Genomic DNA, 24,540 nt, shown 5'->3' on the forward strand with positions numbered 1-24,540 from the left:
GCCTGAACATGAGATTAAGCTAAGTGAGCCTTATCTCAAGAATGTTTTTAGGACCAATATTCAGACGGCGTATAGTCATGGGACGCTGGCAACAGCAGCAACGCAATAGAGATAAACGACCATACCTGATGTATTCAGCTATCGATGATAGCCGGGTCCGTCCAAGTCACCTGGCATTAAACCGGATTATCCGTCATATCGATGATCCGTTCTGGCTCATGTATTACCCGCCGTGGGGCTTCATGTGTCGCTGTACAGTGATTGCATTAACTGAAAAGCAGGCGGAAAAATACGGTATTACCCCAGATGATCAGCTACCGGAAGTGGCTGAGGAAATGGGGTGGAGTACCAGTCCAATGACCTATGGCGATCTATCTGGTCTGGTAGATCAGAAGATTCTGGATTCTGACCTGAATAAAGCGTTTTTGCTGGAGCAGAAGGAAGTTATCAAAGCCGAGTGGACAGCAAGTAAAAAGCTGGCCAGCTTATTTGCTCCAATGGATGATAGTACCCGGGACTTATTTGATGTGGTGGCCAATACAGTGATTCCACTTGATCCAAGCATTCGACCTAGTGCGATCCGTACTTTCTTGGATTATGTACAGGGCAATGATTCAGTTCTTACGGCGCAGTTAAAGCAGCCCCCTATTACTCTGGCTGAGGAAGTGCTTAAACGCTGGTTGAAGGAGGATTTAGGCAGGCTACAGGCAGTGGGCATCGAATAGTGCAACTACAGTGGCTGGATCAGCTTCACTAGCCTACGCTGCATTATTGGAGGTAGGTAAGGTCATTACCTTGGATGCGCCGTTACTGCTTGCAGGTTCTGCTTCAAATATTGTGATTCAGATTGAAAATGCTAAAGGTTTAGGTATTGATCTGGAAAAGTTAAATGCAGGGCAAGGCGTACTGTTTCCTTTAGGCATATCTTTTCAGGTAGTTTCAAGTGAAATAGTAAATGGCCAGATGATTTATACACTGAAAGCCTTAACTAACTAAACTTAAGAAATTAATTTGAGCCACTCCATTAGGGGTGGTTTTTTTATGGAGCATGAAAAATGCCAGATCCAAATGAAAAAGCTAAGCAGGAGCAAGATCAGTATTGCTTTCAGCTTGGCCAAGTCAGTGTAGACAAGCCAGAGGAAGGGAAAAAGAAGCGCACCTTCTCAGGTATTGCCTATAGCGGTGAAGCAATTACTGACCACTGGTACTGGGACAAGGTAGTGTTTGACCTTGATTCGATCCAGATCAAAGGCCGTATCCCCGCATTGCTAGAGCATCGAACCAATCAAAGAGCTGGAGCAATCAACTCATATTCTGTGAGTCATACGGAAGGCCTCAAAATTGAGGGAAATCTACTTTCAAATGAATTCGGAACTCAAGTCGCCCAGGACTCTGATGATGACTTTCCATGGCAAATGTCAGTACGGATTTATCCCACCACAGTGGAAGAGGTTAAAGAAGGTTCAGTCATTGTGAATGGCAGGACATTCCAGGCACCTGTTGCCATCTTTCGGGGTGGTCGTATCCGTGAAGTGTCATTTTGTGCTTTAGGTGCAGATGACAATACCAACGCCGTGGCAGCTAGTCACTCACCCAAAAACTTCAACCAACCAGAGGACACAGATGTGGACCTAGAACAAGCAAAAGCAAAACTCCAAGAGCAGGAGCAGACCATTACAGGTTTGCAGGAACAGATTAAAAAGTTTGCCGCTGATAAACGTAATGCCGAAATCGATGCTTTGGCTAAAGACCTGGGCAAAGAGTTTAGTACCGAAGAGAAGTCTAAGTTCGCTGCTATGCCAGACGATGCATTTGAGCTGATGGCCAGCACACTTAAACAGTTCTCGACAGGTAATCAAACACCACCAGCTGGACAGCAACATCAAACACCAGGTGTAAATCCTAAATTTGCCCATTTGTTTAGCCATCAAGCTACTGGTGGACAGGGTGGGCAAGCACCACAAGGATCAGCTTTGGATCAGGCATTCGCTAAATTTGCGGCAGCTCAGGAGTCTAAATAATGGGAACAATTACTCAAACCATTACGACCAATCAATTGGTGGTAGGCGATGGTATTCGCACCGAAAATGCCAAACCTAAAACAGGAGTCATCTATTTACGTGGGGATTTATTATACGTCGATGCCAACAATGTAGCAGATCACCCGACGGTAACTGAAAACGTAGTAGGTGAGTGGAATGCGATTGCACTGGCAGACATGAGTGCAGAGCAGTCGACTTACCATGCCAATCATAATCTCGAAATGCCGATCTATGTACAAGGTGCCTTTGATGTGGCTGTTGTTACAGTCAAAGGTGAGGCGCTTGTAACAGGCCAGATGGATGCTGTGCGGGCACAGGGATTAAAAAATAAAATTGAACTTCGTAAAGTGGTGGGGAACTAAGACATGAGTCAAACTTTTACATTTCAAAATGCACCCATTGAGTTGCTGGATGTACCACAGCTGGTGCTGCTGACTGATACTACTCAAAAGGTGGATACCTGGTTGATGGACCGGTTTTTTCCTCAGCGTGTTTCTTATACCAAGAAGGAAGTCCCTGTAGGTGAGCTGAACACCGCAACCCCACTTGCACCTTTTGTCACTCCGACAGCAGCTGGCCGACAGATCAAGGTAGGTGAGTCTGGTAACGTTAAATTCGTGAAACCAGCTTATTTAAAGCCGATGATGACGGTGATGCCAAGCGAAGTACAAAATACGGCGCTGATTTCACAACTACGCCGTTATGGTGTGATTGCTACAGGCTCAAATCGATTGTCTGATGCAGACTTGCTGTTAATCGACCAGGCACAAAAGGCTCTGTACCTGCGTCAATCTATTGAAAACCGGAAGCTGCTGATTGCCCGTGATGTACTGCTATATGGTAAGACTACTTTTGCCTCAGCAGATTTCCCGATGTACGAAGTGGATTATGAGCGGAACCCGGCCTGTAACTTCACACCTCTAATTAAATGGGGACAAGCAGGAGCCACACCGGTTAAGGATATTCAGGCGATGATTGACTTGGCTGTTGAACATTCAGGTACATCACCAATCATGGCATTAACCACTTCTAAGGTGTACAACACATTAACTAAAGATCCTGAGTTTAATGAGAAATTCATTACGCCGTATAAAGGGATCAGTGTGCCGCTCACTCCAACCTTTGATCAATCTGATAAGCCACAATTCCGAGGCACAGTGGACAATATCGAAATCTGGACCTATGACGCTAAGCATAGTATGGGAGGGAGTACCGAACGCTTTATCCCTGAAGACTTCTTTGGTCTGGTTGCCGATGCCAATGGCTGGATCGCACATTGTGCATTGCAAAACGTTGAAGCATTCGGTCAGGCTCTAGAGTTCTATTTAAGCCAATGGCAAGAAAAGAATCCTTCAAGCATTCAATTACTCGCTGAATCCTCTCCACTGGCTGTTCCAAACAACAAGAACGGTTTAGTGGGTGGTCGTGGATTCGTATAAGGAGAACTCAATGCCAAAGTATATTGCAAGACAGTCGATCGGACATTTCCGTCCAGGTCAGGAAATAGAAGGGCTTGAAGCTAAACAACTTCAGGCCCTTTTAGCATCTGGGGCTATTGAAGAATATCAGGAGCCGGAAGAGCCTAAAGCAGATGGTACCGCAGCACGTCTGGCTGAGCTTGAAAAGGCTAATGCTGATCTGACAACGGCTAATAAAACCTTAGCAGATGACAAAGCTAAAGCTGAGCAGGAAATTGCTGAGCTTAAAGCAAAGGTGGCTGAGCCTGAAAAGGCCAAGTCAGCGTCTAAGTCTAAGACCAGTGACAAGCCAGCTGAACAGGGTGCTGATGCAGCCAAGTAAGGTGATCTATGTACGCAACAGAAGCAGACATGGTGAAGCGGTTTGCTGATGACATTGAAGAACTAAAGCTGATGCATGCAGATGCAGCAGCTTCTATCAATGAAGCACTTCAGGATGCGGCAGAAGAGATTAACGGTTATATCGGTGGCCGTTATCCTCTGCCTCTTCCCAATGTGCCCAGTAATCTGAACCGCATGGCCTGTGATATTGCCCGTTACCGGCTTTATTACCAGCAACCCACTGAAGAAGTACGTAACCGTTATAAGGATGCGATTAAATTTCTTGAACGGGTACAAGACGAGAAAGCACATCTACAGATTCAGACCGCAACCAATGAAATTGTAGATGATCAGCCCAAGGGCCGGCCTACCACAATGCCCATCGGAACCAGTTATGTAGGAGGCGTGTTTGGTGATGAAACGCTAGACAAGATGCCTTCATTTAAATAAGGAGGAGGTATGGCTTTTGCTATAACAATTCGTCCTGACAATGAATCTGCCGTAATGGCAGTACTGCAGCATATGGCCGATTTCGACAGCAGAAAGGAGGATATGTTTGTCGAGATTGGTAGTTATGGAGTTTATTCCACTCAAGACCGGTTTATCGGTCAGCATGATGTAGATGGAAATCCATGGAAACAGTCATGGCGGGCCCAGATGCAAAATGGTCAAACAGGCCGTGATACGGGTGAATTAATGAATGAATTGCACTACAACCTGCGCCCTGATGGTGTTGAGTGGGGCTCAAACAAAATGTACGCCCATGTCTTTCATTTTGGTGCCACCATTCTGCCTAAAACGGCGGAGTACTTAACCTTTGCAGTGGGTGGCCAGTTCAGGAAAGTGAAACAGGTCAATATCCCTTCTCGTACCTTCCTGGGCATCAATCAGGATGATGATGAAGAGATCCTTAATATTATCGGGAGGCATATAGGTGTCTGACTTTTTTGCAGTACGTGGAGAAATTGCCGAGAAGCTCAAGGAGATTCCGGATTTCAAGCAGATCTATACGCCGTTGAACTCTGTACTGGTGACTGAAATGGCTCAGGTAACCCCATCAGCTCACGTCAACTTTGTGCGGATTCGCTCTAAGGATAGTGCGGGCAAGGGAAAAATGAACATGATCAGCCAGCAGTGGGCGGTCACCGTAGCCTGTAAGAATGCCCGTTCACAGTCTATAGATGGTTCAGCGGTAACAGATCAGGCGGGTAATCTTCTTGAAGATGTTATTCAGTTGCTCTCAGGCTGGAAGCCAGCCTCGGCACGTGGGGAATTGATGCTGGTTGATGTGAAAGAAGCCTTCAGTACAGGTTTTGCATATCTCACCGCAGTATTTGAATCAGAACGATTTATCTAGGAGCCAATCATGGCAGCAAAGCAATATGTAGCCCAACAACCATTAGGGCGTTTCAAAAAAGGGGATTTCGTGGGTGGACTCACCAATGCTGAAATCCGACAGCAATTAGATGCAGGTACGATCAAGGAGGTAGAAATAGAAAAGCCCTCTGAAGAGTCGAAACCAGCTGCAGCAAAAACTACAAAAGAGGTAAAAGCAGATGGGAAATAAACCAGATGTTATTTCGTTACAGGGTGAACTGTTCCTGGCTAAAATTATTAATGGTGCAGTATCAGGTATGTTTCCAGTAGGAAGTATGCCGGCCCTGCAGCTTCAAATTACTTCGGATTCAACCGATCACTATGAGTCAAAAACAGGTTTTCGTACGAAAGATGCAGTACTACGAAAGCAGACAGGAGTATCTGTAAGCGGCACCCTGGAAGAGGTAACCAAGCAAAATCTTGCCATGGTGATGAGTGGTAAAGTTACTGAAGTATCTGCAAGCACTATCGCTGATCGCTCACTAGGTACTGTTGAAGCTGGGACTATGATTGATCTGGGTGAGCGTAATCTATCAGAAGTTAAGTTTAAAGATGGCGCTGATACAGATATTGATGCCAGTACCTATGTACTCGATTCGGCATTCGGTACAGTGATTTTTAATATTGCACCGACTGGTGATGTTAAGTGGTCAGGTAAAGCCGGAAAATTAACACGTACTGCGATTGCAAACGATATCGGCAATGAATACCGTTTCTTCTTTAAAGGTGTTGATACCTATAAAGGGGATAAGGTTGCCGTAACCTTATGGCGTGTGGAGTTTTCACCGGAAACAGAATTTGATCTGATCAATGAAGATTTCTCTAGTTACGATATTGAAGGTGAATGTCTGGCTGACATTACCAAGGTAAATGATGCTGAACTTAGCATGTTTGGCCACATTGATCGTTTTAATGTAGCAGCTTGATACTTAAAGCTGAGTAACTAAATCCAGGATACAGGCACAGGGGCGCATAAGCGTCTTTTTTTGTGCCTGTATTAAATAAATTACTATTACTTGTAAATATAAAAAAAACTGGCATATTTAAACATTGTTCATTAATTGAGCGACAATGTTATGAGTGATTTTGAGGAAGGTGATGTAGTTTATTTAAAATCCGGTGGTCCTAAAATGACTATTACAGAAATTAGAGATGTCTGGAACTCCTGCTGTGAATGGTTTGTCCAACACGATGAATTAAAGCGTGGTTCTTTTAAAAATAGTACATTAACTAAAATTAATCCTAGAATGAGTAATAGGCCAAATAGTGGAAGTTCATTAAATAGTGGCGGTATGCCCACATTTAATCTCTAACAGATAAAGCACCTTCGGGTGTTTTTTCTTTTGTTTAGTAAAGCATTTAATGACTCAGTCAAACCCACTACTAATGCAACATCAAAATAAAATACTTCTCATATTAAGCTTGGCTTTGACAATAGTTGCATGCCAAAGAGAACAGAAGCAAATTCCCTGGATATACGGAGTCAAAATTACTTCAGGATATGAAGATTACATTTGGCTACTACATTCATAAGGATAGGGTGAAATATTAATTTTATCTGCTCTATATTTTTCTGATAATGAGAATAATTATCAAAAATTAACAGATGTTTTGATGTTTTACTTTTAAGATGGGCACCATTAGGCATCTATGTTGAATTCAAAAATTAAAAATGGAGAACATAAGTATGAAATATCTCTTCTTGGCACTAGCAGCAGGTGTATTTCTAATGGGGTGTAATTCTAATATGGTTAAGGCTTCTAAAAATACTACTACAGACGAATCCTCAGAAAATTTAAAGCCCAAACAGATCATCAATGTTACTGAAGAAAAGCAACTACTGAAGTTTATTGGACCAAATAATCAAACATATATGCTTAGAACTACAGATAACTTTGAAACGGCAGAACTAAGTGATCAGTCAGGTAAAACTTATCGACTTAAACGAGCCGTATCAGCAAGTGGGCTCCGCTTAGCAAATAGCCAAGGGGTATCAATCCATTTTAAAAATGGTGAGGGTATTCTAGAACTAATTAAGGATCAGCCTATCAATGTTACTGAAGTTAAGCCTTAAACCTGAGAGATAAACATAGTATTAAATGAATAAAAGCACCTTCGGGTGCTTTTTTATTTCCTGAACTTTATTTTGAGATTCCATCATGAATGATTTTTTTCTAGCAGCTAATCGCTCTATCACAGTGAATGATGTTGAAGTACACCAGATCCATATAAAAGATTTTGACCAATGGGCGGTACATGCCGAAAAGGTAAAAGGCTTCTTAAAGGGAAAAGATTATTCAGATGAAATTTTAACTCAACTTTTTAAGACTCATTCAATTGAAGTGCTGGGTATGTGCAGGTTGGCCACTAAGCTTCCAGCAACCAGTTTGATCGATCTGGCCACAACATCGGAACAGCAATTTAAAGAAGTTTTATCAGCAGTACTACAGGTCAACGGCGCTTACTTTAAAGAAGATCAGCCTAAACGCCGTAATAAAAAGCAGGCAACAAAAGATAATGATTCAACCTGGTTTGACTCATTCCAGTTGCTGATCAGTGCTGGTCATACTCACACCGAAATCATGAATATGACTTATGGCGCTTACAGTGAATATCTAAAATCAGCCCAAAAAGATTACCGGAACAAGCTGGCGGCACTGACCGGTGTAGTGAGATCCGCTCAGCATGCATCTGCTAAAGACTTGAAGAAATTCTTGGATGATTTAAAAGACTCATCGTGAGCAAAGAAGTTTTTTCACATTGCGATAATTTAGACCAGTCGGTTAAGATGCTCAAAAATATCTCAAAATAAGGTAAGAAAATGAAACAGACTTTTTTATCTGTGGTAGTTGGGGGATTTAGGAGCATTACTCTGTGAATCTAAAATATGTACTTATTGCAGTTATTCTGGTGGTAGGTGGTCTTTTTTATTTTATGCATCAAAGTAATAAGGCTGATGCAGAAAGACTTGAACAAGCAAAAGTAGCTCATGAACAGAAAATCAGACTTGAAGAAGCTGCGGCTATTCAAGCTAAAAAAGATGCTGCAGAATTAAAAGCTCGTAATGAGTTACAGAGAATTAAAGAAAATGAAGCAAGTCAGAAGGCTCAGCAAGACAAGCAAAAAGCTCAGATAGAGCTTGCAGTCTCTAAGGTAAAAGATAGCTTGCTTGATCCTGATTCTGCAAAATTTAGGAATCAGAAAGGGTATTGCGGAGAAGTTAATTCTAAAAATCGAATGGGAGGATATGTTGGATTCAGCCGATACATATATATGCCTGAAGATGGACTAGTAAGAATTGAGAGTGATACACAATCAGGTACTTCTTCAGTGTTAATGGATGCTTTATGGAAAATAAAGTGTGAATAAAACTTAATCTCTAATTAAGTCGGTTCATTTTTTAGAGCTTTTAATATCTTCATCTAACCCACCATTCGGTGGGTTTTTTATTGCGAGTAAGAACATGGCCGGTAAAGAATTAACCTTTAAACTTGTAATGGAAGCTGACACAAAGAATTATGTGTCTAATGTTGAACAATCTGAAAGCATTACAAAGGCCGTTGTTGCCGTAATTAAAAGTGAAGCTGATAAGTTAAAAGCTGCTTCTACTGAAGCTGCAAAAGATGTTGGAAAAATAGTTCCGGATGATTTGCAGAAGAAAGCAGATCAGGCTGCTAGCAAAATCAATAATCTAGGAAGTGAACTTCAGGATACTGCAATCAAGGCAAATAAGGCAGGCTTTGAAATCGGTGAAGCCATTCCAGGTGATACAATTCAGCTGGCGGAAATATTAGGTACTAAATTCTTTACAGCGGCCAAGGAAATTGAAGCTCTTGGTGACAAATCGGTTATCAGTGCTAGTGAACTACGCTCAATGTCGAGTATTGGTGAGCAAGGTCTTAATGAGCTTAACTCAGCACTAAAAGCCGCTCAGGCTGAATTGGTTCGTTTGCAAAGTACGGATGGTACCTTAAAAGATATTGAAATCGCCAAGCAGCGTGTTCTAAGTATTGAAGATGCTATTAAAGAAACATCCAGTGCATTTAATTACTATCAGGACGTTGCTGTAAATGCCATGCGTGGCGTGGACAATGCCACCCAATCGACCATTAATCAGTTACAGCAGTTCAGTGCAGTAGATCTATCAGGCGTAATAGGTGAAGCGCAGACTGTAACTCGTGCTATCGAGTCAATGGGAAGCGGTGCAACAGTATCTACGCGTGAAGTTCAGCGTATTGGTGAATTAGGCTCTAATGCGATTAATGCCTTAGAAAGAGAACTGAACGAGGCTAAATTAGCTTGGCAGGCCCTATCAAATGCCAGCCATGATATTTCCCTGGAAGAACTGAATCAGGCTAAACAAAAAGTTGAACGCTTGGAGCAGGCTCTGGACCTGACTGAAAACTCAATGAATGAGTTTAAGAGGGCGACCCAGCAAGCAGCACCAGTGGTGGATCATCTGGATCAGTCTCTGGAAAAGACAAACCATGAGCTTAAGGATACAGAAACTTTTGGGCAACGGGCGGCAAGTGAGGTTGAAGGCCTAAGAAATAGCTTCAATGCTTTAACCGGTGTTTTGGCTGCAGTGGGTATTGGTACAAGTGCAATGGAAATTGCACAGGTATCTGATCAGTATAAAACACTATCTGGCCGTATTCAGATTGCGATTGGTGATAATGCCAACTTAAAACAGGCAATGGATGATGTTGCAAATGTAGCCATAAAAACCAATTCTAATCTTGTGGCTACCGGTGATCTGTTTGCACGGCTGACTAAAATTGGTCAGGAGATGAAGTGGCCGCAAGAGCAGGCTTTAGCACTGACTGAAACTATTAACCGCGCCATTCAGGTGGGTGGTGGTAGTGCAGAAGCGAATGAAGCTGCAATTACCCAGCTTAATCAGGCGTTAGGTTCAGGTGTACTACGAGGTGATGAGTTTAACTCCATGGTTGAACAATCACCGCGACTGACACAGGCAATGGCTGACGGATTGGGTGTGACTACTGGCCAATTACGTGAGATGGCTAATCAGGGACAGTTGACCACCGCCGTAGTGACCAAAGCCATTTTAAGCCAGAGTGAAGTGATCATTGCCGAGTTTAATAAATTCCCAGCTACGATTGGCGCTTCTATTGAGAACCTGAAAACAGCCTGGACAATTTATATCGGTGAAGCAGATGCAGCGAGTGGAGCAAGTGCCAAGGTAGCCCAAGCCTTAAAATTTGTTTCTCAAAACCTTGATGCACTTATTACAACCCTTACTGCTGCAGCTCAGGCATTCATCGCTTATAAAGCTATTGGAATGGCAGCAGTATTTCTGGAAAAAGCCAATGCAGCGAAGGCTGCACAAGTTGCTATCGCTACAGAAACCGTAGCACTGACTGCAAATACCGGTGCAAATACAGCCAATACACGTGCTACCCATCTTACGGCAGTAGCTAAAACCGAACTGGCTGCTGCAACCAATGCAAGCACAACCGCAAATACAGCAGCTGCAGGAGTATTTGGGCGGGTTACTGCTGCAACAAATGGCCTTAAGGCAGGATTGGTTTCTGTTTTATCCAGGTTTGGAGCATATGGTGCTGCAGCAGCCGGTGTCGTAATCGCTAGCAATTTGATGATTGACGGTTTTAAGGCAACTGATGAATGGCTACTACGACAGGGTTCTAATTTTATTGACTGGGCTGTAGCGAGGGCAACAGGTACAAAGTCGTTGGCCGAGCAGGAACGCGATCTGGCAGCAGCAGAGGAGGAATCACGAAAGAAACAGGAAGCAAGTACTGCGGCCAAGGAAAAACATGCTGCAGCTGCCGAGAAGAGTAAAGATAAAACCTATCAGCTGACCGAACAATCCAAAAAGCTTATTACAGAGTTTGATGGATTAATTGCAAAGGGCGAACCTGCTAAAGAAGCCTTGGAGAAAGTTTCTCAGGCTATGAAGTTTGATTCGACCAAAGGTATTAATGACGCAATTACCGCTTTAATTCTCCTGCAAAACCAAGGGGAAATTACGGGCGAAGAATTGCAAGGGAGTTTAGGCAAAGCCCTAGACGGTAAGGACCTGGTTGTTTTTGAAGCGAATGCCAGAGCTGCTTTTGCAGGAACGTCAAAGGAAGCTGAAAAGAATGCTCAGATAACTGAAGCTGTAATGAAGGCGGCATTAGATCGTACCGGTCTAAGTACAGAACAGCTTCAAGGTCGTTTCTCAGCTGCATTTCAATCTGCCAGCAATGATGTACAGCTGGTCGTTAGTAATCTTGAAGCTTATAAAGCTCAGGGTATTGATACCGGACTGGCACTTTCAGCTAATTTAAATAAAGCAATTGATACCGCCCAGACTCGTGCCGAACTGGACTATGCCAAGAGCTCTCTAATTGCTTTTGGCAAACAGGGATTGGTAGCAGGTGATCAGGTAGCTTTGGGCTTGAGTAAAATTGAGGAAAAGGCCCGGCAGCTCCCTGCTGTACTTAATCCTGTACAAGCCGCATTTGCCGCTTTAGGTATTCAAACTAAAGAGCAATTAAATGGCGCTGCAGTGAGTGCCCAGAAAAGTTTTGAAGTTATCAGTAAAAGCGGGCAGGCAACTGCTGAAGCTATTAAGCAGGCTTATATTCAGATGTTAAATGCCGCACTGGCAACAGGAGATAAGGCCCAGATTGCAGCTGTTCAGGCAAAAGCAGCAAGTCATGGGTTACAGGTGCAGATTGATGATACTGGTAAAGCAGTGGTTCAGACGGCTTCGGAATGGGTCAAGGCGAATATCCAGATTGAAAATTCTGCACGAGGTATTAAGGATGGCTACCGTGAAGCTGGACGGGTGGCAAGAGAGGAGGCCAAATCCTCTACTGAAGCCTGGTCAGAAGCGCTTACTGCCATGCAGGGCAAGCTTAAAGCCTCTAAAACTGGAGTCATGGCTAAAAACGGTTATTCAGTTGATGAGATTGAGCAGCAGCTGACTGAAATGGGATATAGCGGTAATGCCAGGCAAAAGGCTAAAGAGCTATTCGAGACGGCTCAACAGGGTCCAGGTGGTTATTACCGTTCAGCTTCTCATGAATATGCTGCGCGTTATGGTGTCTCTGCATACGACAACCAGAAACAGACCGGCAACTACATGTTCATTGCCGAGCAGCTGGAAAAGCTGGAAGAGTATGCAGGCAAGTCGGGCAGTACTGGTTCCAGAGTCAATGTAAACAATCTGGCCCCGGACGTGAGCTATCCTAAAACCAGCACTCCAACTGCTGAGCCTTCACGTACTGTCATCAACCAGATCTCGATTAATGGCCGCACAATTAATGTCCCTGTGGATGAGGCTAATCAGGGCAGTTTTAATGATTTCCTGACTGAACTGGAAAGGATAAAAAAGAGTAGCTAATGAAATTAATACGAGTGTCTACATCAGAAACCGTCCCGCTTGAGGACGGTTTTTTATGGTCTGATGAATTTGAATGGAAGCCCATTGAGCAGAAACAGAGTCGGGCTATTGATGGTTCTCTAATTATCCAGGAGGGCCGTAAAAAGGCAGGTCGTTCAATTGTGCTGGAACCGGCAGATAACACGATGGGCTGGATCAAACGCCGTGATTTACGCACGGTTCAAGCCTGGTCTGCTTTATCTGAACAATTCATTCTGGCTTTTGAGTATCAGCACGACAGACGTGAATTTCATGTGATTTTTAACCATGAAACCGGGGCTTTGGAAGCTGCTCCAGTGAAGGGAATTCCATCTGTATCTGACGATGACTATTACAACGTGACTTTACGTTTTATTGAAGTGGGGGAACTATACAGTGGCAATTGAAACTAAAAATCTGGTGCTCTATAAGTCCGAGCGCCTGAGCGATACAGAAGATGGTGGCGGCAAGTACTCTGGCCAGATTATTGAAGATGGCCAGAGCAATAACCTGTTTAATGATGTGAGTGAGCTGGACCGCACCATGGGTGATGTGTCACTGCGTAAACTGTTCCCCGCCGTAACAACGAATGATACAGACCTGCTTATGGGCGCTACGGTCTTTATCTCGGAAAACCCGAAAGACCCCAATGTCTCAGCTTTGCTGTTTAGTACAAAGTCGTGGATTGATGAGCGCAAGTCTGCCCAGAACCGGATTGAAAACTATCTGGCCAAGGGTGGACAGGCAGCAGGGAGTCCACTGGATACACATTATGCCGGTATGAAAACCCTGCAGGTGGCGATGTTTTTGAGTGAAGTCGAAAGCTCGGTGGGCAGCACGCTGGTACTGGTCTCAAAAGAAGGCCAGGCACTACAGCATGAACAATATGTCCGCGTCACTAAAGTCGAGACCCGTATTGCCAAGATGGTCATCGATGGAAAGGAAGTTGAATATAAAATTACCACCTACAGTATCAATGATCCACTCGATCAGGATTATGTCGGACTCTCTGCAAGACAATGGTATAGCGGCGAAAAGTCCGAAACGATTTTACGGGATACCATCGTAGCCGATACCGGCAAGTATTATGCATCCAGCAATCTCAAGTCTGCTGCAAAAGTCGGTGAGTTTACTGTAAATGCAGAAAGTATCTTTGCCCAGCTGGTTCCATCTGCCCAGACTGAAACACCAATTGTGGATGTAAACGCAGCCGGGGAAAGTATGGTGCTGGTACCGGGTAACACTGCTGCTATTACTGCAAATTACTCGACCACCATTGGTACCGCTCAGAATCTGTATGTCGGCTCATCTGTCATGCCATCGAGTGTCTCGTTTAACCTGTTTGGACAGCAGATCACTGATCAGGGCGGACTGCTTAAAAATACTTCTGGTACCCAGGTTGGAACAATTGATTACCAGCGCGGGCTGATCCAGTGGACACAAGCTGCAGGTGCAGGATCTGCAAACTTAAGCATGACCTTTAAGCCGGCTTCAGCACCCAACCAGTACTTCCAGTCTGAAACCCGGCCAGTGACCCAGCAGAACCAGAGTGCCAACTGGACTGGTGTGCTGGTACCACCACCCGCCCCGGGCAGCCTTTCAGTTTCTTATATGTCACAGGGCAAGTTTTATGAACTGAAAGATGATGGATCGGGGCAATTAAAAGGTGCAAGTACATCATTCGGCTCTGGTGCGGTCAACTATGAGACCGGTTCCTGGTCTATTACGACGGGGGCTTTACCGGATGTGAATACACCGATTTTACTGTTATGGGGTACACCACTGGCTACGTTTATACGCTCAGGTCTTGCGGTTGAACCGGCAGCATTCGAGTTTGATTTACAGCAGGCAGGAATAGCCTCAGGCAGCGTGACTGTAAAATGGCTGCTGGAAGGCGAACAGAAAACTGCAACTACAAATACGCTGGGCCAGTTTAGTGGCGATGCCACGGGTACCTTTAACTATGCTACCGGTCAAGGCCGCCTGGTCCCAAATAAACTGCCGCAGAAAAATACGGTCTTCACCATCAACTATAGCTATGGCGTACCGCTTGATCAGACTGTTGAAAATATCATGCCAGCTGATCAAAAGCTGAAATTTACCATTGGTTCCGGTGCTGCAATACAACCCAATAGTGTTGAGTTAAGCGTGCCGGTTACTGATCAAATCGGCTCAGTAATCGGTACAGTAGTTTTAACTGATATTCCGGTGAATGCAGAGTTTGGCAATCTGGTCAATAGTCAGAGCAAGGTACAGGGCACCATTACCTATGCAACAGGTGCGGTAGAAATTATTCCTGAAGCGACCAGCTCGGTTTTCACCAAATCCTATATACCAACTGCGGTTTATGGAGCAGCATAAATATGTCATTTTATTTACCCGCCACTTCTCAAATTAAGGAAGAAGTAGTGCAGCTCGGGGCATACCGGGCGACCAGTATCAGCGTGAAATACCGGGATACTTCAGGCGTAAGTGCTGGAGTTAAACAGGTTACCGGTGACAAGTTGCGCTTTGATCTGACCCAGGGCTTTGATGAGCAGATTCTCTCCGGCGCGGTGCGTTTTATGCTGGGTACGGATACTTATCTAGACCGTACCGGTACCTTGGTACGCAATGTAAATCCAGCCAATAACAGTGGCACCAGTTCCGGTAGCATTCAGTATGGTACTGGTAAGATCGAAATCGACAGCTGGACACCAAATACCGATAACCGTCTGACACTGCAGTCTTTAACCACCACCACAGATATGCCGCCGGTCAACCGTATCAGCTTTAGAACACCGGTCAGTCCGCTGCGTCCCGGTTCATTAACAGTCGTCGTAGCCACACTGGACTTTGGGCAGCTGACATTGCAGGCTGATGAAGATGGCATCATTGAAACCAGCCGTGCACATGGCCAGATTAATTATGATACCGGTTTTGTGGATCTGTTTTTTTATACTAAAACCAAGATTACTGAGGCTAACCGTCCTGGGCTGGAGAGTGAACCCTGGTATGACCCATTACTGGAGTATCAGGAAGGCACTGAAACTTACATCAATATACCGGTCTGGGTTGCGCCGGAGACTGTACGTTATAACGCGGTGGCTTATACTTATATTCCACTGGATGCTGAGATCTTGGGACTATCCGCTACCCGTCTGCCACTCGATGGCCGGGTACCGATTTATCGGGTTGGTGATATTGCTATTGTCAGTTCCAGTAAAGCCTTTGAACTGCCGGATCATGTGGCTGGCCAGACTTATGAGTTGCCAGATCAGCGTATTTCATGGGCCGAGCTGGAAGATGCCGACGGGGTAAAAGTACCGTTTGATATGTACAGCATGGATTATGACTATGGCAAGTTTACGCTAGGTGGTGATTTTGCTTTAAATGCACTGACCGCACCATTGACAATGAAATATCGCTATCAGGACATGCTGCTGATCCGTGATGTACAGATCAACGGCCAGCTAACCTTCACCAAGCCACTGACCCACAATTATGATGCTGAAAATACCATTGTCGGTTCAGCGTTGATCATTGGCGATATGCAGGCCCGCTCTACCGGCAAATTTGTACAGCAGTCATGGAATAGTGTCTGGTCAGATGAGGCCACTGGTGGGGCGATTTCAGCCAATTACAATGATGCCTTATATCCAATTGCAGTCACGAATAATGGTGCAATTCAGGAACGCTGGGCCTTGGTTTTTACTGGAGATCAATCGTTCCGCTGTGTGGGTGAATATTCGGGTCAGATTGGTACAGGAACTATCAACACAGACTATGCCCCAATTAATCCAGTGACCGGTGTGCCGTACTTCATTATTAAAAAAGAAGGCTGGGGGCAGGGCTGGGTGAGTGGTAACGTGCTGCGCTTTAATACAGTGGCTGCAACCTTCCCGGTTTGGGTGATTCGCACCGTAAAGCAGTCCGAACCGAGTGTGATGTCAGATCAGTTCCAGATCATGATGCGTGGTGATATAGATCGTGATGTTTAGCCTTGATCGGAAGTAATAAGGCTTATGTATTCTTCCTGCTACGAGTTAAGCATGCCGAGTAATTAAGTATCTCTCTTCTATAGACCGCCTCGTGTGGTCTTTTTTTATGGAATCAATTATATGGCGACAGATGTCGATGTTCAGTTTTTTAGTCATTTAAACGGTCTGGTATTGGATAATAACTGGGGAGATCTGATCCGGTTACTGGATACCTGTCTGGTCAATGGTCTGCCTCTAACTGCGATTACTTCAGCTACAATCGATGCACAGGGTGACATTACACTTAATCTATATGCTGACCACAAATGCCTTTTATTCCAGATTATTGAATTGACTGGCTTTGCCCCAAATGAACTGAATGGAAAATATCGAATCAAAGGTATACCAAGTGCTAATCAGTTAATTTTAAAGGCAACTCATACTGGAAAGTCAATTACCACTACAGGTACTGCAAAGCTTGCACCACTGGGTTATGAGATTATTTTTCGAGATCCAAATGATGTGAAGCGAGTTTATCGTGCGAAAGACCCAAGTGCTCAACATCCATTTATCCGGGTAGATGAAACCATCTCTGATGGGGTGAATAGCTATAACTCAGCGTATGCCAAATATGCCATGGTCGGCTTAATCGAACATATGACTCATATTGATGATTATACCGACCCTGATAAGTTGCAGTTGCCATTAGATACCAGTGACTTTAAAAAGAATTGGAAGATTACTGGCACAGGCGATAGCGTAGTTCGAGGCTGGGCTAAATGGTACTGGGCTACAGATTTAAACTACAATGATTATTTCTATGAAAGCAATGTTCCTGGGTCTGCGCATAGGACGTTTACGCTGTGTGGCGATAAAGATGTGTTTTACTTAATGCTATCTGCAATGAATCAATACCAAAAGCAGGTTTTTGCGGCGGGTATTTATGAATCTGCCCTTGATATCACCAACTGGTTTTTATTTGCAACAATGGATAGCTCACCAGCTTATCAGTCAAGGCAATTTGGCGCATTACCAGGAGGTGCACCTCTAACCATTAATCAATACGCAGGAAGTTTTTTAACTGTCAAGAACAGCATAATTATTAGCAATCACGTTAAGTCTTATGGTGTTATGCCAGATTCTCTTTCAGGTGGAAATACCAACTATAATAACCAGATAGCAGCATTAGATATCCCCATTTTTGATGAGGACAAATACCTGTTGGGGACTTTAAAGCATATTAAATACATGGGTAGACCAATCGAAAGCCAAGGGGTGACTCCTGTGATCGCAGGTAAATCAATGTATATTAAAGATAATGTACGCATTCAGGCGGTTAACCAATCGAGTACGGGTGGATTTTACTTTTACTTGGGGGAGTTAGAATGAGACCAATATCACGTAAAGTTATGCCTAGTACAAACTTTCTCCACGGTGATTATTACCAAAACCTTGGCAAGTCAAACACGGTTGGTAAAATCAGAGGCTCTGTTAAAAGATTAGGTAGCGGATATGAGAATGCCAAAATAGTGATATATGACAAAGCTAGCTTATTGCCGATTTTAGTTAAAAAGCCCAATACCGATGGCAGTTATCACTTTTTAGGTTTGAATAGAGATATGCGCTGTTTTATTGCCGCATTCGATAATAACCAGCAATTTAACGCAGTCATTCAAGATAACGTGGTGCCAAAATGAGTAAAACATCAGTTAAGGCAAAGCTTGCCATGATTCAAGCCTTTGCCAGCTTTTTAGATAACGGTAGCCAGAGTGCTACCGTTATTTTTTATGAGGGCGAGCAGCCAGAAAGTCCGGCTGTTGCTGCCGATACATCCAAGATGCTGGTCACGGTGACTCTGCCAGAGCCCTGTATTAAAGAAACTACGGCAGCTTATATTGAATTACAGCCCTCTGATACAACAACGGTCATTAAAACAGGTACGGCAAGCTGGGCGCGGATCTATAACGGTGCAGGGGAAGCTGCAGCAGATCTGACTATAGGGACAGATATCAGCCTGGCCAATACCAATCTGGTTGTGGGTGGCACCTTAACGATTCAATCTATCAAGCTTAAACCATAATCTGAGGTGCTCATGTGGATTTTAAAAACAAGCTGGGGACCACGGATGCCCATAATTTAAATCTGGAATTTAAAGCAGACAATACTGACAGCCATCACATTGTTCTTGACTTTAAACATCAGGCCGATGGGAGCACCGGTCTTAATTTTGGGGACGATATATCAGCAGTTATCGACACGGTTCTAGTTACTGAGTCCTCATTTGAACTCATTGCAGTCCATACGGACACGGGTACCGATACTGCAAGCATTGAAATATTGCTAGACACGGAAGTTAATGTTGAGCTAATGGCTCTAGCCTTATCTGAAGCAGATCTGGTTGGGAAAGTAGATTTAGTTTTAGAAACTGATTTTATCGTTGAAGCAACAGCTCTCTTTGCTGATCAGGAGCCGGAACAGCCTGTCGATCCTGGCATTGTGCTGGACTTCACCCAGCCATGGACCGGTTCAACTGAATTAAATTTCGGCTGGGACAGTGATGTTGTCGCAATCAGTATTGATACCCGGCTGGAAACACAATTTACATTCGAACTTGCTGCCGAGTTTAAAGAAAATCTTGATCTTGATGCAGAGCTCAATACTGCTCTGGATACAGGTTTTAGTTTTGAGCTGCAGGCCAGCTATAGCGAAAATCGATGTGTTATTGATTCAGTAGTGGATACCAGTTTCAAAACTGGGATTGAAACAATTTTCGATATCAACTTTATTCGTGGCATTGAGGCTTATCTCATAGCTGGCTATCAGGGAGCTTTGCCTTGTTTAAATGTGATTGAAATTCCTTGGGCTAAACCAGTTTTACGGGCGCATTACAGCGCCTTTTATTTTGAGCACAGTTTAGGGTTAAGCAACCAGGCATTACTTGGCTTTGAAAAGGCTGCCTTGCTGTATCGTTCAGTTCAGCTACAGCATGAAGAAAGTACCGGGCTGGTCAGCTCTGCTGATTTCGTCTGGCAAGAGAATAAGCGATTAACTAAAACTCGAACCTTGGTATTTGAAGAGGGCAACAAGCTCAGGATTAACCGTATTACAGATTGGGAGGAGCTGGTACGGAAGCGCCGAAACTTTACCTATTCGCATCAAGTAGCCCACGTCTTTGAGAAGCGTTTTATATTTGAATGGGATAAAGGTCTTGAACTGATCACGACCAGTAGCATTGCATGGGATAAAGCTAAAGCCATTCATTACCGAAAGCATCCGGTTCAACCCTGGCCACAACCTGAGCTTCCTGAATATATTGGCAGTACTGACCTGAACTTTAACTGTCTGTGTACCGGATCGGATCCACACAACCTTATTTTAAATTTCGGGGCAGATGACTGTATTCCAGGTCTGCCGCCAAAAAGCTGGTGGTATATCGTGAATGAATTATCAGTAAGCCGTCTGGACAATGGCCAGAATATCCTGGTCTATGATGGCAGTTATAGTACAGATCGCAGCCGCTGGTGCTGGTCATATAGCCTGAGCGTACCCGTGTCTGAAATACCGAAACTAGAGCCTATAAATGGTCAGCCTGTGATTTTAAGAGTTATGGTGAATGGTACCGAACATCACATGCTGCTTGAAAACCGTAGCCGCTCACGTCGCTTTGCCGAAACCACTTATACCCTGAATGGCCGTAGCCAGTCCGCTTTACTTGATGCGCCATATTCTCCAACCCGGTCATTTACCCAGGAGAATGAAAGGACCGCACGGCAGCTCTGTCAGGCTGAACTGGATCGAGTGAATAGCTCAACAACACTGCAGTGGGAGCTGATCGACGAGCTGAGCTGGATTGTTCCAGCGGGCAGCTTGAGCTATTCCAACATGACCCCCATTGCTGTAATCAAAATGATTGCTGAAAGTGCAGGTGGCTTTGTCTACAGCGAGAAGGGTAGCGATACCATCACTATAAAGCCCAAGTACAAAAAAACATTCTGGGATTCAATCACGGTTGAAGAATATGACCGGCTGATCCCTGAAAGTCTGGTCACAGAGCAGTCTACCGATTATGAGCCGTATCCGGACTATAACGGGATTACTTTGACCAATGACCGCTCTGGCTTAAGTGGCCAGATCAAGCGTACCGGCACTGCAGGTGATACGTTACTTGAGACTGCCAACAGTCCGTTATTTACTGTTGAGAGCATGGGAGCATATGGCAAAACAGCACTTGCTAAAGCCGGTATGGTCGAAACCCACAATCTGGTGATGCCGATTGGCCCGGATGTGAGCGAATGTGCACCTGGTGAGCTAGTCGCATTTAATGCTGAGTGGTGGGGCATCATTGATGAGGTGAACGTGTCATTTAATCATGCAGTGATTAACCAGAGTATTAAAGTGGAGAGCATCAATCGTGAGTAATGCATTACAACGTTTAATCGACTTATTACCCAAGGCCCCGGAGTTTATTGGACAGATTACCTCTGCAGATCATCCTAATTATAAAGTGTTAGTGGTCGATGGTAGCGGATTGGTCCTGTGCACCAGCAGTACCAAATACGCCACCGGTACCCGGGTATTTGTATCTAACAACGAAATCAAGCGCCCAGCGCCTGAAGGCAGGGTCATACAGATAGAAATTTAAGAAAGGTAAAACAGTTTAAGCACCCTACGGGGTGCTTTTTTTATATCTAAGAAATGAGGAGGCTATATGCCTGATAGTGAGACTTATGGAGTAAGAGTCGAGAAAAAGCTCGATCAACTCCGGCAAGAAATGGGCGAGCTGAATAACAACGTGATTCGATTGTCAGAACGCGATGAATATTATCGGTCACAAGCAGTAGCAAACCGACGTGATATTGATTTGCTTCAGGCAGATATGAACCAGGCCAAGGGTGGTCTTACCTTTGCAAAAGGACTTGGAGGTACCGCTCTTGCTGCTCTTGTTGCTTTTGGAGGATATGTCTTTCAAGGCAATAGATCGCTTGAAAGAGATAACGCGCTATTGAATCAAAAAATGGCAATCGCTGAATCTAAACAGATCCGTATGGATACAGATCTGGCTGCAATGCGGAATCAAATTGATCAACAGAAAAAATTAACCTATTGAACGAGAATCAACCATGAAATTAATAAACGAAAGTGTCTGGAAATTTGACTCAGTAAAATATGGCGCCTATATGGCGCTTTTTTTATCTTGTCTGCAACTGGTTATACAAGAGGTATATAACGCCAATATATTGCCTGAACCATATCAAACGATTGCATCTTTGGGCTTGATGTTCTTGGCTGTTTTGATTGGCCGAAAAAAAGCCCAGCCGAATTTAAACCAGAACCAGCCTTTAGGTTTTGTCACTGTGACAGCCGGCCATTCCAATGTTGATCCTGGTGCAGTCAGTGGCAAATTTAAAGAAGCTGAACTGGTGACTAATTTCCGTAATGCAGTAGCTTATTACTTAAAGAGCTCCGGTATTAGTATTAAAACGGATGGTGTGGGTACGACTAACAATCCATTAGCTTCAGCCATCAAATTAATTAAAGGTTCTTCTGTTGCAGTTGAATTTCACTTAAATGCAGCTGGATCTAGTCAGGCAAATGGCATTGAAACTATTGCACTACCGAAAGACAAGAAACTTGCTCAAGATTTATCAAAGGCTGTAGCTGCTGCTTTAGGGTCACGTTTGCGAGGTAATGAAGGCTGGATTGATCAAAGTCAGTCAGCGCGTGGGAAGCTAGGTTTTATTAGTAATGGGGGCTTAATTGTAGAGTTAGGCTTTATTAGCAATGAGGATGAGATATCCCGTTTTAATGCTCGTTACTGGTTAGCTGCAAAAGCAGTTGCTGATGTGCTGATCGATTATGAAAAGCGCAATTAATACTTTAACGCTGTGCCTCCTTTTATCAGGTTGCACAGCTCATTCAATCAATACACAAATAAAAGTTAGTATCTGTGTGCAGTGTAGGCAAGATTAAGCCCTGAGAAATCAGGTTTTTTTTAGTTTTCAAATTCCACATCGTAAAGCGATGTTAAAGATGCCTTTAATTTTTCATCCTTAGTTTCTGCAATGTACTCTTGCATTTTCTGCTTGTATTCAGTGTGACCAGCTTTATATTTTGCAAACAAGTATGAGAACTCGCCTATCTTATAATCAGGATTACTCTTGTTCTCTGGTTTGTCTAACTCTAATTTTAAAACGTCTGCTAAATTGTCATAGCATTTATTAATCAAAGTAGCTTCTTTCTTTTGCAAGGTTAATAACTGACATCTAAATGTAAGCCTTGCCGTATCGTTAGGTTTCTCCTTCAGTTGTTTTTCATTTAAAGCATACGCATCATTATAATTTTGCAAAGTCATGTAGATATTCATTTGCATAAATTCACGTTTCTTTTTATCAGAAATAATACTGACCTCAGGCAATATCTCTTTCATTTTATTTTGAAATTCTTCAAAGTTACCCTCGCGATAGTATTTGAAGTAACTTTCATACTTATCAATGATCTTTTGATCTTCGGCTGAGACTGTTTTAATAACGGATTCTTTTGGGGCTTTTTCTACATCCTTTGATGAGTTTGTAGCATTACTGCAGGCACTGATTAGCCCAACAGTACAAAGAATAATAGGGGTTAAATATTTCTTCATGCTTTACGTCGTGATGCTGAGGTTATTGTGAAAGTGTGTGTTTTATATGGTGGGTTTGGTACAACTTTACCATTATCAAATTTACCCTCGAAGCCCAATTCTAGTGACACTGTTATTGCTTGTAGGTCTGGGGCAGGTAATGTGATTTCACAGCTTCCTACTGGCTGTCTATCTTTCTCAGTATTCCAAAAACCTTTTCCAACTTTGAGAGCAAAAGGCCCGCCGATTGGCTGTTTGTTTTTAAATAAACGTATTGTGCCAAATGTATAAATTGTTGCATCTGCCCGCAAGGTAGGTGGTAATAATGTCACAGTTATAAATAGCTTTCTCTTCTGAATTTTATGTGAAATCTCAAAAGAGCATGCACCAGACAAAGCTTGTACTGCAGATCCAAATAAATTAGCTTTATCCTGATCATAGGGAAATAAAAGATTCTTGAATTTAACAATTTCAGTTTTGGTATTTTCTATGTAGTAATTTTCATATTCATCATTAACAAAACTATCTGTAGGTGGTTGTTGTTTAGGCATTTGGACAGATGAAGATTTAGCTGCAGAAGATGCAGCTCCACCACCGTTATCTTGAACTACCAAGTTTTGCTTAGGTAAAAGTTTGCAACCGCAAGATAGTGAATCATTTACACGAGCTGCAGCTTTTCCGAAGATTTGCATGTGAGGATCGCCTGAGATGATCGTTGCAACCGTTTTATGTTTCGGGCATGTAGCCTTGTCGCCAACGCACGCGATTGCAAAACCATCAATTAGGAACATACTATTCCCAGAAATTACCTGACCGCCACCAGTCGTGGGACAGCCAATAACAATATATGGTGTTGCCATCTTATTCCTTTTTATAGACATAACATGATCAAATGATAGCAGACAGAACGGAGGAATCTTGTTGAATTAAGAATCACATGCGCAGCCAGGTGGCTTATGGCAGTCTTTAGAACGGGAGATGCATGAGTTTCCACAAGCCTTGCCCTTACTACAGTGTTTACAGCAGCTTGCCGAGAAACGCATACTGTTTGGTGTAATCAGATCACTAAAGCTTCTAGGCACAACTTGAGAGCGTTCCTCATTCTGCTTTGGCTGTCTGATTTCTTCTTTCGCAACACTATAATCAGATACAAGCAGGGTAAGAGCTGCAAGTGAGACGGTAAATGCTTCTTTACAACTATTCATATTGTCCCTATGAAATTGTTCCTTTGTTTCTCGAATCTATCACACGTTTTTGAAGAGATATTAGGTTAGTAATTTTTAAATTGATTAATAATATTGCTATATAACAGAAAAGTTTATTTCTCAAAGATCTTTTATTTGTTCAATGAATT

Annotated in this window: 27 protein-coding genes and 1 pseudogene; 25 read left to right on the forward strand and 3 right to left on the reverse strand. The window is 43.5% G+C overall.

From position 1 onward, the window contains the following. Window positions 1–4: 4 nt before the first annotated feature. The 25 genes and pseudogenes from ABZP31_RS06495 to ABZP31_RS06615 form a co-directional block, all read left to right on the forward strand. Window positions 5–996 (forward strand): annotated as a pseudogene (locus tag ABZP31_RS06495) (phage minor head protein); the annotation flags it as partial. Between the two features lie 59 nt (window positions 997–1,055). Further along, window positions 1,056–2,021 carry a hypothetical protein gene (locus tag ABZP31_RS06500; RefSeq protein ID WP_151828953.1) on the forward strand — a complete coding sequence of 322 codons (966 nt, stop codon included), beginning with the start codon at window positions 1,056–1,058 and terminating at the stop codon, window positions 2,019–2,021. Beyond that, window positions 2,021–2,404, forward strand: coding sequence for a hypothetical protein (locus tag ABZP31_RS06505; protein WP_248135526.1), 384 nt, complete (start codon window positions 2,021–2,023; stop codon window positions 2,402–2,404). The genes ABZP31_RS06500 and ABZP31_RS06505 overlap by 1 nt, the downstream gene beginning before the upstream one ends. Window positions 2,405–2,407: 3 nt before the next feature. Further along, complete coding sequence (locus tag ABZP31_RS06510; RefSeq protein ID WP_034675345.1) at window positions 2,408–3,481, forward strand: major capsid protein; 1,074 nt, start codon at window positions 2,408–2,410, stop codon at window positions 3,479–3,481. A 10-nt stretch (window positions 3,482–3,491) separates the two neighbouring features. Continuing rightward, window positions 3,492–3,842 carry a hypothetical protein gene (locus ABZP31_RS06515; RefSeq protein ID WP_248135524.1) on the forward strand — a complete coding sequence of 117 codons (351 nt, stop codon included), beginning with the start codon at window positions 3,492–3,494 and terminating at the stop codon, window positions 3,840–3,842. Between the two features lie 8 nt (window positions 3,843–3,850). Next, window positions 3,851–4,291, forward strand: coding sequence for a DUF1320 domain-containing protein (locus tag ABZP31_RS06520; protein WP_005026825.1), 441 nt, complete (start codon window positions 3,851–3,853; stop codon window positions 4,289–4,291). Window positions 4,292–4,300: 9 nt separating this feature from the next. Further along, window positions 4,301–4,783 carry a phage virion morphogenesis protein gene (locus ABZP31_RS06525; RefSeq protein WP_248135522.1) on the forward strand — a complete coding sequence of 161 codons (483 nt, stop codon included), beginning with the start codon at window positions 4,301–4,303 and terminating at the stop codon, window positions 4,781–4,783. Continuing rightward, entirely contained in the window at window positions 4,776–5,198 is a 423-nt protein-coding gene (locus ABZP31_RS06530) for a hypothetical protein (protein ID WP_262475516.1), read from the forward strand. Before ABZP31_RS06525 ends, ABZP31_RS06530 begins: the two co-directional genes overlap by 8 nt. 9 nt (window positions 5,199–5,207) lie before the next feature. Beyond that, window positions 5,208–5,408 carry a hypothetical protein gene (locus ABZP31_RS06535; protein WP_248135540.1) on the forward strand — a complete coding sequence of 67 codons (201 nt, stop codon included), beginning with the start codon at window positions 5,208–5,210 and terminating at the stop codon, window positions 5,406–5,408. Then, entirely contained in the window at window positions 5,398–6,144 is a 747-nt protein-coding gene (locus tag ABZP31_RS06540) for a hypothetical protein (RefSeq protein WP_119878795.1), read from the forward strand. Before ABZP31_RS06535 ends, ABZP31_RS06540 begins: the two co-directional genes overlap by 11 nt. A gap of 150 nt (window positions 6,145–6,294) precedes the next feature. Next, on the forward strand, window positions 6,295–6,531 hold the full coding sequence (locus ABZP31_RS06545) for a DUF2158 domain-containing protein (protein WP_248135541.1): 237 nt from the start codon (window positions 6,295–6,297) through the stop codon (window positions 6,529–6,531). Between the two features lie 374 nt (window positions 6,532–6,905). Further along, a complete protein-coding gene (locus tag ABZP31_RS06550) occupies window positions 6,906–7,292 on the forward strand; it encodes a hypothetical protein (protein ID WP_248135542.1) in 387 nt (128 codons plus the stop codon). 85 nt (window positions 7,293–7,377) lie between these two features. After that, window positions 7,378–7,959, forward strand: a complete 582-nt coding sequence (locus tag ABZP31_RS06555) for a hypothetical protein (RefSeq protein WP_248135543.1) — start codon at window positions 7,378–7,380, stop codon at window positions 7,957–7,959. 133 nt (window positions 7,960–8,092) lie between these two features. Beyond that, window positions 8,093–8,587 (forward strand): hypothetical protein, encoded by a 495-nt coding sequence (locus ABZP31_RS06560; RefSeq protein WP_248135544.1) that lies wholly within the window; start codon window positions 8,093–8,095, stop codon window positions 8,585–8,587. Window positions 8,588–8,681: 94 nt separating this feature from the next. Beyond that, entirely contained in the window at window positions 8,682–12,593 is a 3,912-nt protein-coding gene (locus ABZP31_RS06565) for a tape measure protein (protein ID WP_367156940.1), read from the forward strand. Beyond that, complete coding sequence (locus tag ABZP31_RS06570) at window positions 12,593–13,018, forward strand: hypothetical protein (protein ID WP_034670945.1); 426 nt, start codon at window positions 12,593–12,595, stop codon at window positions 13,016–13,018. Before ABZP31_RS06565 ends, ABZP31_RS06570 begins: the two co-directional genes overlap by 1 nt. Next, window positions 13,008–14,972: a hypothetical protein gene (locus tag ABZP31_RS06575; protein WP_367156941.1), complete on the forward strand. Its 1,965-nt coding sequence runs from the start codon at window positions 13,008–13,010 to the stop codon at window positions 14,970–14,972. The genes ABZP31_RS06570 and ABZP31_RS06575 overlap by 11 nt, the downstream gene beginning before the upstream one ends. 2 nt (window positions 14,973–14,974) lie before the next feature. Beyond that, window positions 14,975–16,591 (forward strand): hypothetical protein, encoded by a 1,617-nt coding sequence (locus tag ABZP31_RS06580; protein WP_367156942.1) that lies wholly within the window; start codon window positions 14,975–14,977, stop codon window positions 16,589–16,591. 120 nt (window positions 16,592–16,711) lie between these two features. Continuing rightward, window positions 16,712–17,959 carry a hypothetical protein gene (locus ABZP31_RS06585; RefSeq protein WP_262475501.1) on the forward strand — a complete coding sequence of 416 codons (1,248 nt, stop codon included), beginning with the start codon at window positions 16,712–16,714 and terminating at the stop codon, window positions 17,957–17,959. Continuing rightward, the gene (locus tag ABZP31_RS06590; RefSeq protein WP_248135597.1) at window positions 17,956–18,267 is read left to right on the forward strand and encodes a hypothetical protein; all 312 of its coding nucleotides are present in this window, start codon (window positions 17,956–17,958) and stop codon (window positions 18,265–18,267) included. The genes ABZP31_RS06585 and ABZP31_RS06590 overlap by 4 nt, the downstream gene beginning before the upstream one ends. Further along, on the forward strand, window positions 18,264–18,650 hold the full coding sequence (locus tag ABZP31_RS06595) for a hypothetical protein (protein ID WP_248135594.1): 387 nt from the start codon (window positions 18,264–18,266) through the stop codon (window positions 18,648–18,650). Before ABZP31_RS06590 ends, ABZP31_RS06595 begins: the two co-directional genes overlap by 4 nt. A 14-nt stretch (window positions 18,651–18,664) precedes the next feature. Beyond that, window positions 18,665–20,989, forward strand: a complete 2,325-nt coding sequence (locus ABZP31_RS06600; RefSeq protein WP_367156943.1) for a hypothetical protein — start codon at window positions 18,665–18,667, stop codon at window positions 20,987–20,989. Then, the gene (locus ABZP31_RS06605) at window positions 20,982–21,212 is read left to right on the forward strand and encodes a hypothetical protein (protein WP_248135577.1); all 231 of its coding nucleotides are present in this window, start codon (window positions 20,982–20,984) and stop codon (window positions 21,210–21,212) included. Before ABZP31_RS06600 ends, ABZP31_RS06605 begins: the two co-directional genes overlap by 8 nt. 66 nt (window positions 21,213–21,278) lie before the next feature. Continuing rightward, window positions 21,279–21,677: a hypothetical protein gene (locus ABZP31_RS06610; protein ID WP_005404126.1), complete on the forward strand. Its 399-nt coding sequence runs from the start codon at window positions 21,279–21,281 to the stop codon at window positions 21,675–21,677. A gap of 13 nt (window positions 21,678–21,690) precedes the next feature. Next, window positions 21,691–22,443: an N-acetylmuramoyl-L-alanine amidase gene (locus ABZP31_RS06615; RefSeq protein WP_034688623.1), complete on the forward strand. Its 753-nt coding sequence runs from the start codon at window positions 21,691–21,693 to the stop codon at window positions 22,441–22,443. A gap of 119 nt (window positions 22,444–22,562) precedes the next feature. Here the strand turns inward: ABZP31_RS06615 and ABZP31_RS06620 are convergent, their stop codons facing one another. The 3 genes from ABZP31_RS06620 to ABZP31_RS06630 all read right to left on the reverse strand — a co-directional run bounded on the left by ABZP31_RS06620 (window position 22,563) and on the right by ABZP31_RS06630 (window position 24,391). Next, window positions 22,563–23,207, reverse strand: a complete 645-nt coding sequence (locus ABZP31_RS06620; protein ID WP_262475496.1) for a hypothetical protein — start codon at window positions 23,205–23,207, stop codon at window positions 22,563–22,565. Next, window positions 23,204–24,046: a PAAR domain-containing protein gene (locus ABZP31_RS06625; RefSeq protein WP_262475495.1), complete on the reverse strand. Its 843-nt coding sequence runs from the start codon at window positions 24,044–24,046 to the stop codon at window positions 23,204–23,206. Before ABZP31_RS06625 ends, ABZP31_RS06620 begins: the two co-directional genes overlap by 4 nt. Before the next feature lie 66 nt (window positions 24,047–24,112). Next, window positions 24,113–24,391, reverse strand: coding sequence for a hypothetical protein (locus ABZP31_RS06630; RefSeq protein ID WP_262475494.1), 279 nt, complete (start codon window positions 24,389–24,391; stop codon window positions 24,113–24,115). Between the last annotated feature and the right edge of the window lie 149 nt (window positions 24,392–24,540).

Source organism: Acinetobacter sp. FL (genome assembly GCF_040744925.1).
GTDB lineage: Bacteria > Pseudomonadota > Gammaproteobacteria > Pseudomonadales > Moraxellaceae > Acinetobacter > Acinetobacter radioresistens.